Annotated in this window: 12 protein-coding genes; 8 read left to right on the top strand and 4 right to left on the bottom strand. The window is 70.7% G+C overall.

Going from position 1 to position 17,268, the window contains the following annotated elements; translation table 11 throughout:
- Positions 1-76: 76 nt before the first annotated feature.
- Positions 77-745: an MOSC domain-containing protein gene (locus tag OG293_RS13625; protein ID WP_405999076.1), complete on the bottom strand. Its 669-nt coding sequence runs from the start codon at positions 743-745 to the stop codon at positions 77-79.
- Between the two features lie 80 nt (positions 746-825).
- Here OG293_RS13625 and OG293_RS13620 point away from each other — a divergent pair, with 80 nt between their 5' ends.
- On the top strand, positions 826-1,716 hold the full coding sequence (locus OG293_RS13620; RefSeq protein WP_405999075.1) for a LysR family transcriptional regulator: 891 nt from the start codon (positions 826-828) through the stop codon (positions 1,714-1,716).
- 88 nt (positions 1,717-1,804) lie between these two features.
- Here OG293_RS13620 and OG293_RS13615 read toward each other — a convergent pair whose 3' ends face one another.
- Positions 1,805-2,128: a WhiB family transcriptional regulator gene (locus tag OG293_RS13615; protein ID WP_405999074.1), complete on the bottom strand. Its 324-nt coding sequence runs from the start codon at positions 2,126-2,128 to the stop codon at positions 1,805-1,807.
- 443 nt (positions 2,129-2,571) lie between these two features.
- Here OG293_RS13615 and OG293_RS13610 point away from each other — a divergent pair, with 443 nt between their 5' ends.
- From OG293_RS13610 to OG293_RS13595, 4 genes are all read left to right on the top strand, one after another.
- On the top strand, positions 2,572-3,183 hold the full coding sequence (locus OG293_RS13610; RefSeq protein ID WP_003948568.1) for a response regulator transcription factor: 612 nt from the start codon (positions 2,572-2,574) through the stop codon (positions 3,181-3,183).
- 329 nt (positions 3,184-3,512) lie between these two features.
- Positions 3,513-4,088: a sigma-70 family RNA polymerase sigma factor gene (locus tag OG293_RS13605; protein WP_405999073.1), complete on the top strand. Its 576-nt coding sequence runs from the start codon at positions 3,513-3,515 to the stop codon at positions 4,086-4,088.
- Between the two features lie 199 nt (positions 4,089-4,287).
- Positions 4,288-5,790, top strand: a complete 1,503-nt coding sequence (gene guaB, locus OG293_RS13600) for an IMP dehydrogenase (RefSeq protein ID WP_405999072.1) — start codon at positions 4,288-4,290, stop codon at positions 5,788-5,790.
- Positions 5,791-5,930: 140 nt separating this feature from the next.
- Positions 5,931-7,058 carry a GuaB3 family IMP dehydrogenase-related protein gene (locus OG293_RS13595; RefSeq protein ID WP_405999071.1) on the top strand — a complete coding sequence of 376 codons (1,128 nt, stop codon included), beginning with the start codon at positions 5,931-5,933 and terminating at the stop codon, positions 7,056-7,058.
- Between the two features lie 81 nt (positions 7,059-7,139).
- On the opposite strand, the gene OG293_RS13590 is transcribed toward OG293_RS13595, so the two are convergent.
- Both OG293_RS13590 and OG293_RS13585 read right to left on the bottom strand, forming a co-directional pair.
- Positions 7,140-7,628, bottom strand: coding sequence for a hypothetical protein (locus OG293_RS13590; RefSeq protein WP_405999070.1), 489 nt, complete (start codon positions 7,626-7,628; stop codon positions 7,140-7,142).
- A 148-nt stretch (positions 7,629-7,776) separates the two neighbouring features.
- The gene (locus OG293_RS13585) at positions 7,777-9,018 is read right to left on the bottom strand and encodes a nucleotide sugar dehydrogenase (protein ID WP_405999069.1); all 1,242 of its coding nucleotides are present in this window, start codon (positions 9,016-9,018) and stop codon (positions 7,777-7,779) included.
- Between the two features lie 230 nt (positions 9,019-9,248).
- On the opposite strand from OG293_RS13585, the gene OG293_RS13580 reads away from it, so the two are divergent.
- From OG293_RS13580 to OG293_RS13570, 3 genes are all read left to right on the top strand, one after another.
- Positions 9,249-10,955, top strand: coding sequence for a glycerol-3-phosphate dehydrogenase/oxidase (locus tag OG293_RS13580; RefSeq protein ID WP_405999068.1), 1,707 nt, complete (start codon positions 9,249-9,251; stop codon positions 10,953-10,955).
- A gap of 431 nt (positions 10,956-11,386) precedes the next feature.
- Positions 11,387-14,140 carry a protein kinase domain-containing protein gene (locus OG293_RS13575; protein ID WP_405999067.1) on the top strand — a complete coding sequence of 918 codons (2,754 nt, stop codon included), beginning with the start codon at positions 11,387-11,389 and terminating at the stop codon, positions 14,138-14,140.
- A 138-nt stretch (positions 14,141-14,278) separates the two neighbouring features.
- Positions 14,279-17,227 (top strand): protein kinase, encoded by a 2,949-nt coding sequence (locus tag OG293_RS13570; protein ID WP_405999066.1) that lies wholly within the window; start codon positions 14,279-14,281, stop codon positions 17,225-17,227.
- Positions 17,228-17,268 lie beyond the last annotated feature (41 nt).

Raw genomic sequence — 17,268 nt, 5'->3', positions numbered from 1 at the left:
AGGGCGCTCGCGGGAACATCGGGGGCCGCCCGCAGCCGGCCCCGGATCAATTCCCTTAGTCTCTAAGGGATTTCCCCTACGCCCCCTGCTTCTCCGCGTACGCGACCGCCGCCCTGAGCAACTCGGGGTGGAGCGCGTCGCCCGCCGCGAGCACCCGGGGCAGCAGCGTCCGCTCGGTCGTCTCGGCCCGGAAGGCCATCTCGACCGTCACCTCGTGGTCCGGGCGGTGCACGATCTCGATCGCATCCCCCGCGCGGATCTCGCCGGGCTCCACGACCCGCAGATACGCGCCGGGCACCGCGCGCCGGGTGAAGCGCTTGACCCAGCCCTGCTCGCCCAGCCAGCTCGCGAACGTACGGCAGGGAATGCGGGCGCTCGTCACTTCGAGCACCAGCTCGTCGCCGATCCGCCATCGCTCGCCGATCCTCGCCCCGCCCACGTCCAGTCCGCTGGTGGTGAGGTTCTCCCCGAAGGAGCCGTTGCCCAGGGGGCGGCCCAGCTCCCGCTCCCAGAAGTCGAGATCCTCGCGCGCGAAGGCGTACACGGCCTGGTCGCTGCCGCCGTGGTGGCGCAGATCGCAGATCGTGTCCCCGGCGACGCCGCTCGCCCCTTCGCCCTTGGGGCCGGGGTCCGTCACCCGTACGGCCCCCTCCGCGGGCTGCTTGTCAATGCCCGTCGCGCCGCCCGGGGAGTCGCTGTAATCGACGGCCTTCGGCCGGCCCACATTCACGGTCAGAAGCTTCATGGACAGCACGCTAACCCCTTCAACTCAAATGAACCATCGAAATATTGTCCCGCACCCCAAGCATCACTTATATTCGGAGGGTGATCGAAGCACGCCATCTGAGAGTTCTGCGCGCCGTGGCCGCCGCCGGCTCGTTCTCCGCCGCCGCGCGGCGGCTCGGCTGCACCCAGCCCGCCGTCAGTCAGCAGATGAAGGCGCTCGAAACCTCCGCGGGCACTCCGCTGCTGGTTCGTGCGGGCCGTGAGATGCGCTTGACCCAGGCGGGTGAAGTTCTCGTCCGTCACGCCGCCGCAATCCTCACCGGGCTGACCGCGGCCGAGGAGGAGATCGCGGCCATCGCGGGACTGCGGGCGGGCCGGGTCCGTCTGGTCTCGTTCCCCAGCGGCAGCTCCACGCTGGTGCCGAGCGCGCTCGCCGCGCTGCGCGCGGCCCACCCGGGCACCCGGGTCTCGCTGGTCGAGGCGGAGCCGCCGCGCTCGGTGGAGATGCTGCGCGAGGGGGACTGCGACGTGGCGCTGGCGTTCCGGTACGACGGCGCCACCGCCGAGTGGGACGATCTGATCGTCCGGCCTCTGCTCACCGACCGTCTCGTCGGGCTTGTCCCCGAGGGCCACCGCCTCGCCGGTGCGGACGCCATCACGATCGCCGACCTCGCCGCCGAGCCCTGGATCGCGGGCTGTCCGCGCTGCCGCCGCCAGCTCGTCGAGATGTGCGAGCGGGCAGGATTTACTCCCCGCATCGACTTCGCGACCGACGACACTCCGGCGGTGATCGGCCTGGTCGGCGCCGGTCTCGGCGTGGCGGTACTGCCCGAGCTCGCCCTGGAGTCCGTGCGGCCCAAGGGAGCGCGCACCGTGACCGTCGAGCCCGCTCTCCAGCGCGAGATCGTCGCGCTCACGCTGCCGGACCTGGCTCAGGTCCCCGCGGTCGCCGCCACGCTCGACCAGCTCACGCGTGCCGCACCCCGCTGAGCGGGCCACCCCCGGTCGGGACCAGAGCGGGGGGTGGCACCCAGAGGCATGCAGGAACGTTTCTTCGAACTTTGTCGGACTCTGACGGTCAGCTCCGCGCCGTGCCTCCCACGCCCGCCGCGGGGATCAGCCGATGGCGCGCCCGGCCCATCAGCTCCTCCCGTTCGTCCTCCGTCAGTCCGCCCCAGACGCCGTACGGCTCCCGCACCGCCAGCGCATGCGCCGCGCACTCTGCGCGTACCGGGCACCTCATGCAGACCTCCTTCGCCGAGTTCTCGCGCGCACTTCGTGCAGCGCCCCGCTCGCCCTCGGGGTGGAAGAAGAGCGAGCTGTCCACCCCGCGGCAGGCTGCGAGGAGCTGCCAGTCCCACAAATCGGCGTTGGGTCCGGGAAGGCGGGAGAAATCTGCCATAGCGCATGTCCCCTTGAAACCGTGCTGAGTGGATACAGGTCAGGTCGTGCACGAGCGGATCGGAGCCGGATACGAGCCGGATCCGGTGCCCGTGCCGTGCCTCACGACCGTACATCTACTGTGTAAGTAGATGTAAATATGACTCATTGCGAATCTAGCTACAGACACCACAAAAAGGGAAGAAAAGCCGCTAAATGGGGCATAGCTTCCGGGTGAAGGACTCCGCTACCTGCAGTGCTCTCCGCTGCACACGGCCCCTCACATAGAGTGTTGAAGGCAGCAGTGGGGCCCGTAACTCTTTCGAGTGACCGTCGTTGAGAGTGCGGAGGCGGTTGAAAGAACAAGCTCTCGGGCACATGTCCGGCAGCGTTCAACCGCACAGGTGACGAAACGTACCCAGCCTGGAGGCTCAAGGTGACGCGCATCAGCTGCGGAGGGCGGCCATGACATCCGTCCTCGTCTGCGACGACTCCCCGCTTGCCCGAGAGGCGCTGCGCCGCGCGGTTGCGACCGTGCCCGGCGTCGAGCGCGTGACGACCGCGGCCAACGGCGAGGAAGTGCTCCGCCGCTGGGGCGCCGACCGCTCGGACCTGATTTTGATGGACGTACGCATGCCCGGTCTGGGCGGTGTCGAGACCGTCCGCCGGCTGCTGTCCGCGGACCCGGGCGCCCGGATCATCATGCTCACCGTCGCCGAGGATCTGGACGGTGTCGCGCTCGCGGTCGCCGCCGGTGCTCGCGGCTATCTGCACAAGGACGCCTCGCGCGCCGAGCTGCGGGCGACCGTCACCCAGGCGCTCGCCGACCCGACCTGGCGGCTCGCCCCACGGCGGCTCCGCTCGGCCGAGATGGGCGCGGCGCCCACGCTCACCGCGCGGGAGATCCAAGTGCTCGAAGGCATGAGTCACGGCCGCTCGAACGCCGAGATCGGCCGTGAGCTCTTTCTCTCCGAGGACACGGTGAAGACCCACGCCAGGCGGCTTTTCAAGAAGCTCGGCGCCTCGGACCGGGCGCACGCTGTCGCGCTCGGATTCCGCTGGGGCCTGGTCCGCTAGGTCGTGTCCGCAGAGTCTCGCCCGGTCCGCGACGCCCTTGGGGCGGACGCCGATGCTTTGCGGACGCTCCTCAGGTCCAGGCGGGTGGGTCGCCGCGAGGGTGTGACGAACCCCGCCCACCCTCGGGTGGGCGGGGAGACGGATGGCGATGGGCATCCGTTTCCCTCGCGATGCCGCATCCTTGAGGGGTGGAGTTCCTCGGGGACGATTCGGTCGAGCGGGAGGGGAGGGCGCACGAGATGAGTTCCGGCGCACCTGCTCATAACGCTTCGGTGCACAACATGGGACGTGGTGCCACGGATGCTCAGCCACCAGGGCACCATGGACCGATGCGCGATGACGAGACCACGGTGATCGGTGCACTCGTTCACCGTGCCGTCGACGGCGACGAGCAGGCTACGCACGATCTCCTCGCTCGCGTCCATCCGCTCGCGCTTCGCTACTGCCGCACCCGGCTCAGCCGGCTGCCGGGCGACGCGCGGCACTTCGTGGAGGACCTCGCCCAGGAGGTCTGCGTCGCGGTGCTGATGGCGCTGCCGCGGTACAAGGACACCGGACGGCCCTTCGAGGCCTTCGTCTTCGCCATCGCCTCGCACAAGGTCGCCGACCTGCAGCGGGCCGCCATGCGGCACCCGGGGTCGACGGCCGTGCCCTCCGACGAGATGCCGGAGCGGCCGGACGACTCCCTCGGCCCCGAGGAGCGGGCGCTGCTGAGCGACGACGCCGAATGGGCCAAGAGGCTCCTCGCCAACCTTCCGGAGAACCAGCGCGAACTGCTGGTGCTGCGGGTCGCGGTGGGGCTGACCGCGGAGGAGACCGGGCAGATGCTCGGGATGTCCCCCGGCGCAGTCCGGGTCGCACAGCACCGTGCCCTCAGCCGGCTGCGCGCCCTGGCCGAACAGTGATCAGGGCGGCGATCCGGACGGCGATCCGGGCAGTGGGCCCCACGAGGCGCACGACAATGGGCCGAACGGTGAGTCGTACGCTGTGTGCGTACGTATGAACACACAAAGCTGCTTGCCGATCTTGATCGTGGAATGTGACGGCTTCCGGGCCCGTTAGCATGGACATCCGCACCGATCAAGGCCATCTGGGGAAGGTGTCATGACCAACGTCGACGGAGTGCCCGATAAATTCGCGACACTCGGGCTGACCTACGACGATGTACTGTTGCTGCCGGGCTCGTCTGACATGGCGCCCGACCAGATCGACACCTCCTCGTACATCTCGAAGAACGTACGAGTGAACATCCCGCTGCTGTCCGCCGCGATGGACAAGGTCACCGAGGCCCGTATGGCCATCGCGATGGCCCGCCAGGGCGGCGCGGGCGTGCTCCACCGCAATCTCTCCATCGCCGACCAGGCCAACCAGGTCGACCTGGTCAAGCGCTCCGAGTCCGGCATGGTCACCGACCCGATCACGGTGAACCCGGACGCGACGCTCGCCGATGCCGACAAGCTCTGCGCGAAGTTCCGTATCAGCGGAGTCCCGGTGACCGACCGCGGCGGCAAGCTGCTCGGCATCGTCACCAACCGCGACATGGCCTTCGAATCGGACCGCACGCGCCAGGTGCGCGAGGTCATGACCCCGATGCCGCTGGTCACCGGCAAGGTCGGCATCTCCGGCGTCGACGCCATGGAGCTGCTGCGCCGGCACAAGATCGAGAAGCTGCCGCTGGTCGACGAGGTCGGCGTGCTCAAGGGCCTGATCACGGTCAAGGACTTCGTCAAGGCCGAGAAGTACCCGATGGCCGCCAAGGACAAGGACGGCAGGCTGCTCGTCGGCGCGGCCGTAGGTGTCGCGGGCGACGCCTTCGAGCGCGCCCAGGCGCTGATCGAGGCGGGCGTCGACTTCATCGTCGTCGACACCGCGCACGGTCACTCCCGGCTGGTCGGCGACATGGTCGCCAAGATCAAGTCGAACGCCTCGGGCGTGGATGTCATCGGCGGCAACATCGCCACGCGCGACGGCGCGCAGGCGCTGATCGACGCCGGTGTCGACGGCATCAAGGTGGGCGTCGGGCCGGGCTCGATCTGTACGACGCGGGTGGTCGCCGGCATCGGCGTTCCGCAGGTCACGGCGATCTACGAGGCCTCGCTCGCCGCCAAGGCGGCCGGTGTGCCGGTGATCGGCGACGGCGGTCTGCAGTACTCCGGCGACATCGCGAAGGCGCTCGTCGCCGGAGCGGACACCGTGATGCTCGGCTCGCTGCTCGCGGGCTGCGAGGAGTCGCCGGGCGAGCTTCTCTTCATCAACGGCAAGCAGTTCAAGTCGTACCGCGGCATGGGCTCGCTCGGCGCGATGCAGTCCCGTGGTGAGCAGCGCTCCTTCTCCAAGGACCGCTACTTCCAGGAGGGCGTCGCCTCCGACGAGAAGCTGGTGCCCGAGGGCATCGAGGGCCAGGTGCCCTACCGCGGTCCGCTCTCGGCGGTCGTGCACCAACTGACCGGTGGTCTGCGGCAGTCGATGTTCTACGTCGGCGGCCGTACGGTGCCGGAGCTGCAGGACCGCGGACGATTCGTGCGCATCACCTCGGCGGGACTCAAGGAGAGCCACCCGCACGACATCCAGATGACGGTCGAGGCGCCGAACTACAGCAGGAAGTAGCAGCAGAAAGCAGCAGCGAGGTCGCGCCGGGAAGCAGCGCGGTCCGCGGCGAGGGGCGGCCCCCGGTTCCCGGGGGCCGCCCCTCGCGCATGTGTCGGGGATACTGGTAGGCGCAGACGTAGAGGGAAAGGCCACACATCGTGACTGAGATCGAGATCGGGCGCGGCAAGCGCGGCCGCCGGGCGTACGCGTTCGATGACATCGCCGTCGTACCGAGCCGGCGCACCCGGGACCCGAAGGAGGTCTCGATCGCCTGGCAGATCGACGCCTACCGCTTCGAGCTGCCCTTCCTGGCCGCCCCGATGGACTCGGTGGTCTCTCCGGAGACCGCGATCCGCATCGGTGAGATGGGCGGCCTCGGCGTGCTGAACCTCGAAGGTCTGTGGACCCGGTACGAGGACCCGCAGCCGCTGCTCGACGAAATCGCCGACGAGCTGGACGAGACCGCGGCCACCCGTCGTCTGCAGGAGATCTACGAGGCCCCGATCAAGGAGGAACTGATCGGGCAGCGGATCAAGGAGGTGCGCGACTCGGGTGTGGTCACGGCCGCCGCGCTCTCGCCGCAGCGCACCGCGCAGTTCTCCAAGGCGGTCGTGGACGCGGGCGTCGACATCTTCGTCATCCGCGGTACGACGGTCTCGGCCGAGCATGTCTCGGGCGCCGCGGAGCCGCTGAACCTCAAGCAGTTCATCTACGAACTCGATGTGCCGGTCATCGTCGGCGGCTGCGCCACCTACACGGCCGCGCTGCACCTGATGCGTACGGGCGCGGCGGGCGTGCTGGTCGGCTTCGGCGGCGGCGCCGCGCACACCACGCGCAACGTCCTGGGCATCCAGGTCCCCATGGCGACGGCGGTCGCCGATGTGGCCGCGGCCCGCCGGGACTACATGGACGAGTCCGGCGGCCGGTACGTGCACGTCATCGCGGACGGCGGTGTGGGCTGGTCGGGTGACCTTCCGAAGGCGATCGCGTGCGGCGCGGACGCGGTGATGATCGGCTCCCCGCTGGCTCGTGCGACGGACGCGCCGGGCCGCGGACACCACTGGGGCATGGAGGCGGTCCACGAGGACGTGCCGCGCGGCAAGCTGGTGGACCTGGGCATCGTGGGCACGACCGAGGAGGTCCTCACCGGTCCCTCGCACATCCCGGACGGATCGATGAACTTCTTCGGCGCGCTGCGCCGGGCGATGGCGACGACGGGCTACAGCGAGCTCAAGGAGTTCCAGCGCGTCGAGGTGACGGTGGCGGACTCGCAGCACCGCCGCTGACCTGTACGGACACCGAAGGGGCCTCGCACCACGCACGTGGTGCGGGGCCCCTTCGCGCGCCTGGCGCGGCCGGATCACCGATCAGGAGACGACCTTCTTGGCGGCACCGAACGCGGCGACGGCGCCGATGGCGAGGAACAGGTACGACATGACGTCCGCGGACTCGCTCCACGCCTTGGTCAGCGCGTCGAAGTGGTCGATGAAGACTTCGGTGAAGGCCACGTCGGTGGACTTGGTGATGATGACCGCGCCGGCGATCAACTGGCCCAGGTACACGGCCGGAAGCGCCAGCACCGCGCTGACGAAGGGCAGCGCGGCGTTGCGGCCGCCGGCCTTGGCGGCGGCGAAACCGATGAGGAAGCCGACGCCGATGGCCGCGTAGCCGATCTCGCGCTCGATGGAGCCGCTGAGGGCGCCGTACGCGCCCGCCCCGACCAGCGCGGCGACGACGGCCACGACGATGCCGAGAACGGCGTTGTCGCGGACAGGAGCGGCGGGCGGAGTCGGTGCATACGGGGCATCGGCGGTGCCGAACGGGTTGCCGGACTGTGGCGGTACGGGCTGACTCATCTGGATCCCCCCAGGAAATGGATGCTCGCACGAGCGTGCGAGCAGAAGTCCCGGAGACTAGCAGTGGGCACAGACAATCCGGCACTCGGTTTACGACCTGTAACCGGCCGCTTGGAATCAGCCTGTCTGAGCGGCCTGTTGGCGGGCGTCAGAGCCGCTGGGCGGCACCTGCCGGAGTCGCCCCCCTTGTGTCCAGCAGGAGTTGGGCCTTGACCGCCAGACCCTGGAGGTCGTACGTGCGGTGATGCTGGAGGAGAACCGTCAGATCCGCGTTGGCCGCCGCCTCGTAGAGGGAGTCCGCGCGGGGGACCGGGAGTTCGCTTACGCGCCAGTCGGGAACGTATGGGTCGTGGTAGCTGACGGCCGCGCCCAGATCCATCAGACGGCGGGCGATCTCGGTGGCCGGTGAACGCTCCAGGTCGGCGAGGTCGGGCTTGTACGTGATGCCGAGGAGCAGCACCCGCGCGCCGCGCGCCGACTTGCCGTGTTCGTTCAGGAGCGTGGCGCAGCGCTGGATGACGTACTGCGGCATCCGGGTGTTGATCTCCTGGGCGAGGCCGACCATCCGCAGGGGGTGACCCGAGGTTCGGCCGCCGTGCGCGAGAGGGCCGGGGTCGAGGGGGACGCCATGGCCGCCGACCCCGGGCCCGGGGCGGAAGGCCTGGAAGCCGAAGGGTTTGGTCTCGGCGCAGCGGATGACGTCCCAGAGGTCGACCCCGAGGTCGTGGCAGAGCACCGCCATCTCGTTGACCAGGGCGATGTTGACATGGCGGAAGTTCGTCTCCAGGACTTTGACGGTCTCGGCCTCGCGCGGTCCGCGCGCGCGGACGACCTTGTCGGTCAGCCGGCCGTAGAAGGCGGCGGCCGATTCCGTGCAGGCGGAGGTGAGGCCGCCGATGACCTTGGGGGTGTTGGCGTAGCCGTGGGTGCGGCTGCCGGGGTCGACACGGCTGGGGGAGTAGGCGAGATGGAAGTCGCGGCCGGCGCGCAGCCCTGAGCCCTCTTCGAGGATCGCGCGCAGGAAGGTTTCGGTGGTGCCGGGCTGGACGGCCGATTCGAGCAGCACCGTGGTGTGCGGGCGCAGCCGGGCGGCCAGCGTCCGGGCCGCTTGGGCGAGCTGGGTGAGGTCGAGGGTGCCGTCCGCGCCGAGTGGGGTCGGGGCGCAGATGGCGGCGGTACGGACCCGCCCGAGCTCGGCCGGGTCCCGGACGGCCCGGAAGCCGCCGGAGAGCATGCGGCGGATGTCGGCAGGGGTGCATCCCGCCGCCGGTTCGGTCAGGTGGCGTGGATCGGGGTCGTAGCCGATGGTCTCGATCCCGGCGGCCACGGCGGCCTGGGCGAGGGGCAGGCCGAGATGACCGAGTCCGATGACGGCGAGATCTGCGGGCATGGTGGTGGCCGTCCTTCCCTTAAGCCGTGGGGACAGTTGACGCAAGCCCTGTGGGCAGAATGAGCGTGCGCAATGTCAGACTAGGAGTAAATATGACCGTTATGCCGTATTGCGAGCGTGTGGCTGTCCGAGTGTTATCCACAGGCGGTGGCTGAAGTCGTCGACTGCGGACAGAATCGACGTTGTGAGCCCGACCGAAGGGGGCCGCACGGGGGCGACGGGAGGCAGCAGTGAGGACAGCGACACTGGGACCCGGGGAGCGCGCCGAGGCGCTCGCCGCAATGGCCGAGCGTGAACTGGACGTGCTGGTGGTGGGCGCGGGCGTGGTCGGAGCCGGGACCGCGCTGGACGCCGCGACACGAGGCCTCTCCACCGGACTGGTCGAGGCCCGCGACTGGGCTTCGGGCACGTCGAGCAGATCGAGCAAGCTGATCCACGGCGGACTGCGCTATCTGGAGATGCTGGACTTCGCGCTGGTCCGGGAGGCGCTGAAGGAGCGCGGCCTGCTGCTGGAGCGGCTGGCGCCGCACCTGGTCAAGCCGGTTCCGTTCCTGTATCCGTTGCAGAACAAGGGCTGGGAGCGGCTGTACGCCGGGTCGGGTGTGGCGTTGTACGACGCGATGTCGGTGTCGTCCGGCCATGGCCGCGGGCTGCCCGTCCACCGGCATCTGTCACGGCGGAGCGCTCTGCAGATCGCCCCCTGCCTGAAGAAGGACGCGCTGGTGGGCGCGTTGCAGTACTACGACGCCCAGATGGACGACGCCCGCTATGTGGCGACGCTGGTGCGCACGGCCGCGAGCTACGGCGCCCAAGCCGCAAGCCGGGCGCGGGTCATCGGCTTCCTGAGGGAGGGTGAGCGGGTCGTCGGAGCCCGGGTGAAGGACGTCGAGGGCGGCGGGGAGTACGAGATCCGGGCCAGGCAGCTCGTCAACGCGACCGGGGTGTGGACGGACGACACCCAGGCACTGATCGGGGAGCGCGGACAGTTCCATGTGCGGGCGTCCAAGGGCATTCATCTGGTGGTCCCCAAGGACCGCATCCATTCGAGTTCGGGGCTGATCCTGCGGACCGAGAAGTCGGTGCTGTTCGTCATCCCCTGGGGCCGTCACTGGATCGTGGGGACGACCGACACGGACTGGGACCTCGACAAGGCCCATCCGGCGGCGTCCAGCGCGGATATCGACTATCTGCTGGAGCATGTCAATTCGGTGCTGGCCGTGCCGCTGACGCGGGACGATGTCGAGGGGGTGTACGCGGGGCTGCGCCCGCTGCTCGCGGGGGAGTCGGACGCGACCAGCAAGCTGTCGCGCGAGCACATCGTGGCCCATCCCGTGCCCGGCCTGGTGGTCGTGGCCGGAGGCAAGTACACGACGTACCGGGTGATGGCGAAGGACGCCGTGGACGAGGCGGTGCACGCCCTCGACCGGCGGGTGGCCGACTGCGTCACGGAAAACGTCCCGCTGGTCGGAGCCGAGGGCTATTCGGCGCTGTGGAACGCGCGCGCGAGGATCGCGGAGCGTACGGGCCTTCATGTGGTCCGCGTGGAGCATCTGTTGAACCGTTTCGGCTCGATGATCGAGGAACTGCTGACGCTGATTGCCGATGACCCGAAGCTCGGCGAGCCGCTGGGGGGCGCGGAGGACTATCTGCGGGCCGAAGTCGTCTATGCCGCCTCGCACGAAGGGGCGCGGCACCTCGACGACGTGCTGACGCGGCGCACGCGGATCTCGATCGAGACGTTCGATCGCGGGACGCGTTGTGCGAGGGAGTGCGCGGAACTGATGGCGCCGGTGCTGGGGTGGGATGCGGAACAGATAGAGAAGGAGGTGGAGCACTACGAGAAGCGGGTCGAGGCGGAGCGCGAGTCGCAGCGGCAGCCGGACGACCAGACGGCGGACGCGGCGCGGCTGGGCGCGCCGGACATCGTGCCGATCTGATCCTGTCCGCCCTGTCCGCCCTGTCCCCTTGTCCGCGCCCCGTCGGTTCCGCTCGTCACGCTCGTCCGTCCGTTCGCTTTTTCGGGTGCCGGTCCGTTCGTGGTCTTGCCCACCGGCCCGTTGTCGTGGTGCTCTCGGACCTGATCCGGCCGAAATCGGCCTGAGGCAGGGCTGGTTCGGCGCAGACCGCAAGACGGAGTCACTCATTCCGTTTGGCTGGGTGGGGTTCCGACCAGCACGGCGGTGAGCTTCACTGCGTGTAATGGCATGGTGGGTGGTCCCCTGCTTCCGGACCCGTCCCGGCGGACGGGTGACCCGGGAGAAGCGCCGTTCCAGGAGTGAGGGACAATGGGGGCTCTGCCAGGGCGGGTTACCGCATCGCGCGGGAAGCGGCAGGCGCGGGCGAAGATCAGGGATCGCAGAGGGGACGCATGTCGGAGGCGCAGCAGTCGCGGGAGCCCCAGCGGGACACGGCCGAGGAGTCCCAGCGGGACGCCGGGCAGGAATCCGGGACGAAGGGCGGGTCGGCGAGCGGGCCGAAGGCCGAGCCGAAGTCTGCGGCGGAAGCCGGCGCGAGGTCTGGCGTGGCGACCGGGAAGGAGCCCGGGGGCGAGCCTGGGAAGGCTTCTGAACCCGGTGCGGAGAAGACATCCGGTGCGAGCGCCGGGTCGGGCGTGGCTGACGCCGCATCCGACGCGCCTTTGCCCAAGGGCGACGCCGAGCCGGGTACCGCCAAGTCCGCGGCCCGTACGGCCGGGACCGACGGGAACGCCCCGTCCGGGTCCGAGGCCGCCGGGGAGATGCCCTCCGAGCGGGCGGCCTCCGACGCCCGGTCAGGTACGGGCACGTCCGACGAGGGCGGGTCCGACACCGCCGCGTCGGGTGCTGCCGAGTCCGACACCGCCGGGTCGGGTGCTGCCGCGTCGGGTGCTGCCAAGTCCGGCGCCGCCGCGTCTGGGGCCGAGTCGGGTGTTGCCAAGTCCGACACCGCCAAGTCCGGTGCTGCCGACTCCGACACCGCCAAGTCCGGCGCTGCCGCGTCCGGGGCCGAGTCGGGTGCTGCCGCGTCGGGTGCTGCCGAGTCCGACACCGCCAAGTCCGGTGCTGCCGACTCCGACACCGCCGAGTCCGGGGCGGAGTCGGGTCCTGCCGAATCGTCCGCGGCCGACCCTGCCGGCTCCGGAGCGTCCGCGGCACGGGCCGTCAAGTCCGAGGCCGGAGCCGGACCTGCCACATCCGGGTCCGCGTCCGCGGCTGCGAAGAACCAGGCCGCGGCCGACGCGTCCGCCGCTTCCCGAGCCGGTCAGCCGGCCGCCAAGGGAGCGGCCGGTGCGAAGGCATCCGGGCGGGACACCGAAGGGCGGCTGCTGGCCGGGCGGTACCGGCTCGGCGGCGTGCTCGGGCGCGGCGGTATGGGCACCGTGTGGCGGGCCGTCGACGAGACTCTCGGCCGTACCGTCGCCGTCAAGGAACTGCGCTTCCCCAACAGCATCGACGAGGAGGAGAAGCGCCGCCTCATCACGCGCACCCTCCGCGAGGCCAAGGCCATCGCGCGTATCCGCAACAACAGTGCGGTGACCGTCTTCGACGTCGTCGACGAGGACGACCGCCCCTGGATCGTGATGGAACTCGTCGAGGGCAAGTCCCTCGCCGAGGCCATCCGTGAGGACGGCACTCTCACACCGCGCCGCGCCGCCGAGGTGGGCCTCGCGATCCTCGACGTACTCCGCTCGGCGCACCGCCAGGGCATCCTGCACCGCGATGTGAAGCCGTCGAACGTACTGATCGCCAAGGATGACGGCCGTGTCGTGCTGACCGACTTCGGTATCGCGCAGGTCGAGGGCGACCCGTCGATCACCTCGACCGGCATGCTCGTGGGCGCCCCGTCCTACATCTCGCCGGAGCGCGCCCGCGGACACAAGCCGGGGCCGGCGGCCGACCTGTGGTCGCTGGGCGGGTTGTTGTACGCGAGCGTCGAGGGCTGTCCGCCGTACGACAAGGGCTCCGCGATCGCCACGCTGACCGCCGTGATGACCGAGCCGCTCGACCCGCCGAAGAACGCGGGGCCGCTGGAGGAGGTCATCTACGGGCTTCTCGTCAAGGACCCCGATCAGCGGCTGGACGACGTGGGCGCGCGGGCGTTGCTGACCGGGGTGCTCCACGCGCCGGAGCCGCCCGCCGAGCCCGAGCCGTCGCCCGAGGCCACCCGTGTGGTCGCTCTCCCGCCGCTTCCCCCGGCTTTGCCGGAGGCCCGGCAGAAGGACCCCGCCGCGGACCGGATGCGCGGTTCGCTGCGCTCCGTCCGGAACGCGGCAGCCGCAGCGAAGCCGGAACCGAAGCCGCAGTCCGCTCCGCGGAGCCCGTCCGCCCGCCCCATGCGGGCGCGGGCTCTGCTCACCGATGTGGTGCCTCGCCACACGCTGGTCATCATCGCCGTGGTCGCCGCGCTCGCGGTGCTGACGACCGGGCTGTATCTGACGCTCGGCGGCGGTGACGAGGGCGGCGAGGGCGGAGAGAACAAGACCAAGAGCGACAAGACCGCCTCGGCCGGGGCCACGAGCGGCAACAGCGGCGGCAAGGGCACGGACGCCGGCCAGGGCACGGGCGGCGACAAGACGAAGGGAACCGGCAAGGACGTTCCCAAGGACGACAACGGAAGCGGGGCCGGGCAGGGCGGCAAGCCGTCCGGCAAGCCCAAAGTCGACGACTCCACGGGCGGGGGCGCTGTCCCGGCCGGGTATGCGCTGATCTCGAACGACCAGTTCCACTTCTCCATGGCGATGCCGAAGGGCTTCCACCTCACCGGTATCGCGGGCCAGAACTCCGGCGGGATATTCAGCCTGAACGGCGGCTTCCCCCGTGTCCAGGTCGACTTCAACGCCAGCCCGAAGGACGACGCCGCCGCAGCCTGGGCCGCGGCCGTCGCCGTGACCCAGGCCAGCAGCGACGGCTACAAGCATCTGGGCATCGGCCAGGTCGAGTACAACGGCTACCCGACCGTCGCCGACTGGCAGTTCGAGCGCAATCAGGGTGGCGAGCGGGTACGGATCCTCAACAGGGGCTTCAAGGTGGATGCGAAGCGCGGCTACTCGATCATGATCTCCTGCAAGGCGAGTGAGTGGGACGGCGCGGAGTGCGCGACGCTGCGCAAGACGGCGTTCGCCACATTCAAGCCCAAGGACTGAGCCAGGACACGTATCGTGAGAGCTCGCGGACGGTACGCAGCCGCAAGGGGTCGTAAGAAGCCGTCAACCGACCGGAATTGACGGTTTGATACGGACTTCGCGGCCGTCCGGGGGACAGTGCGCGCGTGGGGAGGCGACGTGGACGACTATGCGGGAAGGGTGCTGGCCGACCGCTACCGTCTGCCGCTGCCTCCTTCCGACGAGTACGAACTGGTCGAGACCCGCGCGTTCGACACCTACAGCGGGCAGGAAGTCCTGGTGCGCCAGGTGCCGTTGCCGGAGGTCGTTGACGCCGAGGTCGTCGACGCGGACGGGCCGGCCGGAACCGCGGTCCCGCGCAGGACCCAGGGGCGTACGACACGCAGGCCCACAGACCCGGCGGTGCGGCGGGCCATGGAGGCCGCGCAGGCCGCCGCCCGGATCCCCGACCATCCGCGCCTGGACCAGGTCTTCGACGTGTTCGCGGAGGGCGGTTCGCTCTGGATAGTGAGTGAACGGGTCGCGGCACGGCCGCTCGCGGCGCTTCTCGCGGATAAGCCGCTCAGTCCATACCGGGCAGCAGAGGTCGCCTCCGACGTTCTCACCGCGCTGCGGGTGCTGCACGCCCACGGCTGGACCCACCGGAACATCACCGCCCGTACGGTTCTTGTCTGCGACGACGGGCGGGTGGTCCTGACCGGGCTCGCGTCGGGCGCCGCTGAGGAGGCGCTGTGCGGCTACGCCCCTGTGCCGGGGCCTCAGGAAGGGCCTCAGGAAGCGCTGCCGGAAGGTCTCCCGGATCTGTCCGAAGAGCCTCCCCACGCCTTGCCCGGTCCGGTTTCGGAAGCACTGCCCGGACCGTGGCGGGAAGGATCGCGGCAGGCAGGGCAGTGGCGGGAAGGAACGCCGGACGACGCGCCGGACGACGCGCCGGACGACGCGCCGGACGACGCGCCGGACGGACTGCCCGACGGATCGCTGGGCGGTGTCCTGCCCGAAGGTCCCTTCCGGCAGCTCGAAGGTCCGGAGTACAGCGACCGGCCCGGGCGTTCCGCGGTGGAGCCCGCGCGTTCGGCCGATCCCGGCGATCCGGGCGCGCCCGTCAGGCTGCCCGCCCAGGAGACGGGTGTGCCCGACGTCCGGGCCGCCAGGGCGGGAGCCATCGCGGCGTACCGCGCGGGCGCCAGGGCCGCGGCACGGGTCAGCGAGGACCAGCGCCGGAGTGAGGGTCCCGACGACGGGCCGGACCGTCCGGTCCAGGCCGGCTTCGACCCGGACTGGTGGGCCAGGCGGCCCGGCGAACAGGGCTCCGGCCTGGTCGCGCACGACATCGACGACGACATCGACGACGAGATGGACGACGAGGCCGAGGCCGGCACCGGCTGGCGTCCCGACGACGCCTCCCGAGGCCAGGGACACGGCCAGGGACACGGCCACGCCCGGCTCGCCGGCACCTGGCACGACGGACCCTTCCCGGGCCAGGACGGTCCGCGTTCCCTTCCGGCAGGCGGCGGCACCGGCCCTTCCGCGCCGCTCCGGTACAACGACCCTTACGGCGCACGCCCGGCGCTGCCGGCGGCCCGGGGCGACAGCGATCCGTACGGCGCGCGCCCCGCCCTTCCCCGTGCCGAGAGCGGCGGCGATCCCCCTGTCACCCGGCCCGCCCTTCCCGGCGCGCGTCCCGGATCCTCCTCCGCGCCCGCCACCGGCAGTTGGGACCGCGGCGGCGCCGGACGGGAAGCGCTGCGCGCCGACTCTCAGCGCGCCGATTCCCGACGCGCGCCCGTCGTCGCCGGGGCGCCCTCCCTCACCGGACGGTGGGACGAGATCGTCGCGAGCGGCGGCACCCCCGCCTACCGCGGCCCCGCCACGCCGCTCGCCGCCGAGCGCGCCCGCCAGGCGCGGATCGCGGTCGTCGGGGCCGTCACCGAGCGCTGGGCCCCCGAACAGGCCGGGCCCGTCCACGAGAACTGGCAGCTCGCGGCCCCCGTCGGCCCCGCCACCGACCTCTGGGCCCTGGGGGCGCTGCTCTACCGCGCGGTCCAGGGCCACGCCCCGTACCCCGAGGAGAGCGCCGTCGAGCTGGTCCAGCTCGTCTGCGCCGAACCGCCCGCGTTCGCCGAGGAGTGCGGGCCGCTGCGCCCGGTCGTCGAGTCGCTGCTGCGCCAGGATCCGACCGAGCGCCCGGACTTCGAGGAGCTGCGCGGCTGGCTCCGCTCACTCGTACGGTCCGCTCCCGAACCCGAGGCCGGGATGGACGTCGTGCCGGTCCCGCCGGGCGCCGTCGACGGCTCCCGACTGCCCGTCGTACGCCGCCGTGGCGAGCTGGTGCGCAAGCGCCGCGGCTCGGCCGAGGTGGTGCACGGCCGTCATCGGCACAAGAAGGAGCCGAGCAGGCGCGAGCGCCGGCCGCGGAGCCTCGGCCGTACCCTCCTGCTGCTCGTCCTGCTGCTCCTCGTCGCCGCCGTGGCGTACGCCGTGCTGTTCATGCCGAAGGCCGACTCGCAGCAGCAGGACCGTTCGCGGGGCAAGGACGGCGGGCGTCCCCCGGCCGCGGGTGCGAGCCCGGAGCGTTCCGCTTCCGCGCCGCCGCCCCCTTCCTCCGCAGCCAGCCCCGGTCAGCAGCCCCAGACCTCCGCGCCTGCCGGGAACCTTCCGTACGGCTACACACTGCGCAAGGATTCCGAAGGCTTCCAGATAGCCGTCGACAAGACCTGGCAGCGCCGGCCCGTCAACGACATCGGCCAAGTCCGCTACAGCGACGGCGATTTCACCCTGATCGTCGTGCCCGGCCGTGACAGCGTGAAGGCGAACGGCGACGACCCGCTGATGTACCAGCGCGTCAAGGAACGTGAGCTCCAGCCGTGGCGGGACTCGTCCTGGGCCGGGGCGGCCGGACTACGCCGGATAGACGTGGGGCAGCGGGCCATGGCCGAGGGCCAGTTCACCTGGCAGGACACCAACGGACGCGAGGTGTACGTCCGCAATCTGGCGATGATCGTCGACGGGAGCTACCACGTCGTCCAGGTGATCGGACCCGAGGAACAGCGGGACAAGGTGGCGGAGGCGTACCAGGAGGCCACGAACGCCTATCGCGCCACCCGTTAGCATCACGGCGAGGTCACTTGAGGCATCCGGGGTACCACGCC

The sequence above is a fragment of the Streptomyces sp. NBC_00829 genome, assembly GCF_045161795.1.
Classification (GTDB): Bacteria; Actinomycetota; Actinomycetes; order Streptomycetales; family Streptomycetaceae; genus Streptomyces.
The sequence above is the reverse complement of the archived record's forward strand: the minus strand, read 5'-3'. Positions and strand labels throughout refer to the sequence as shown.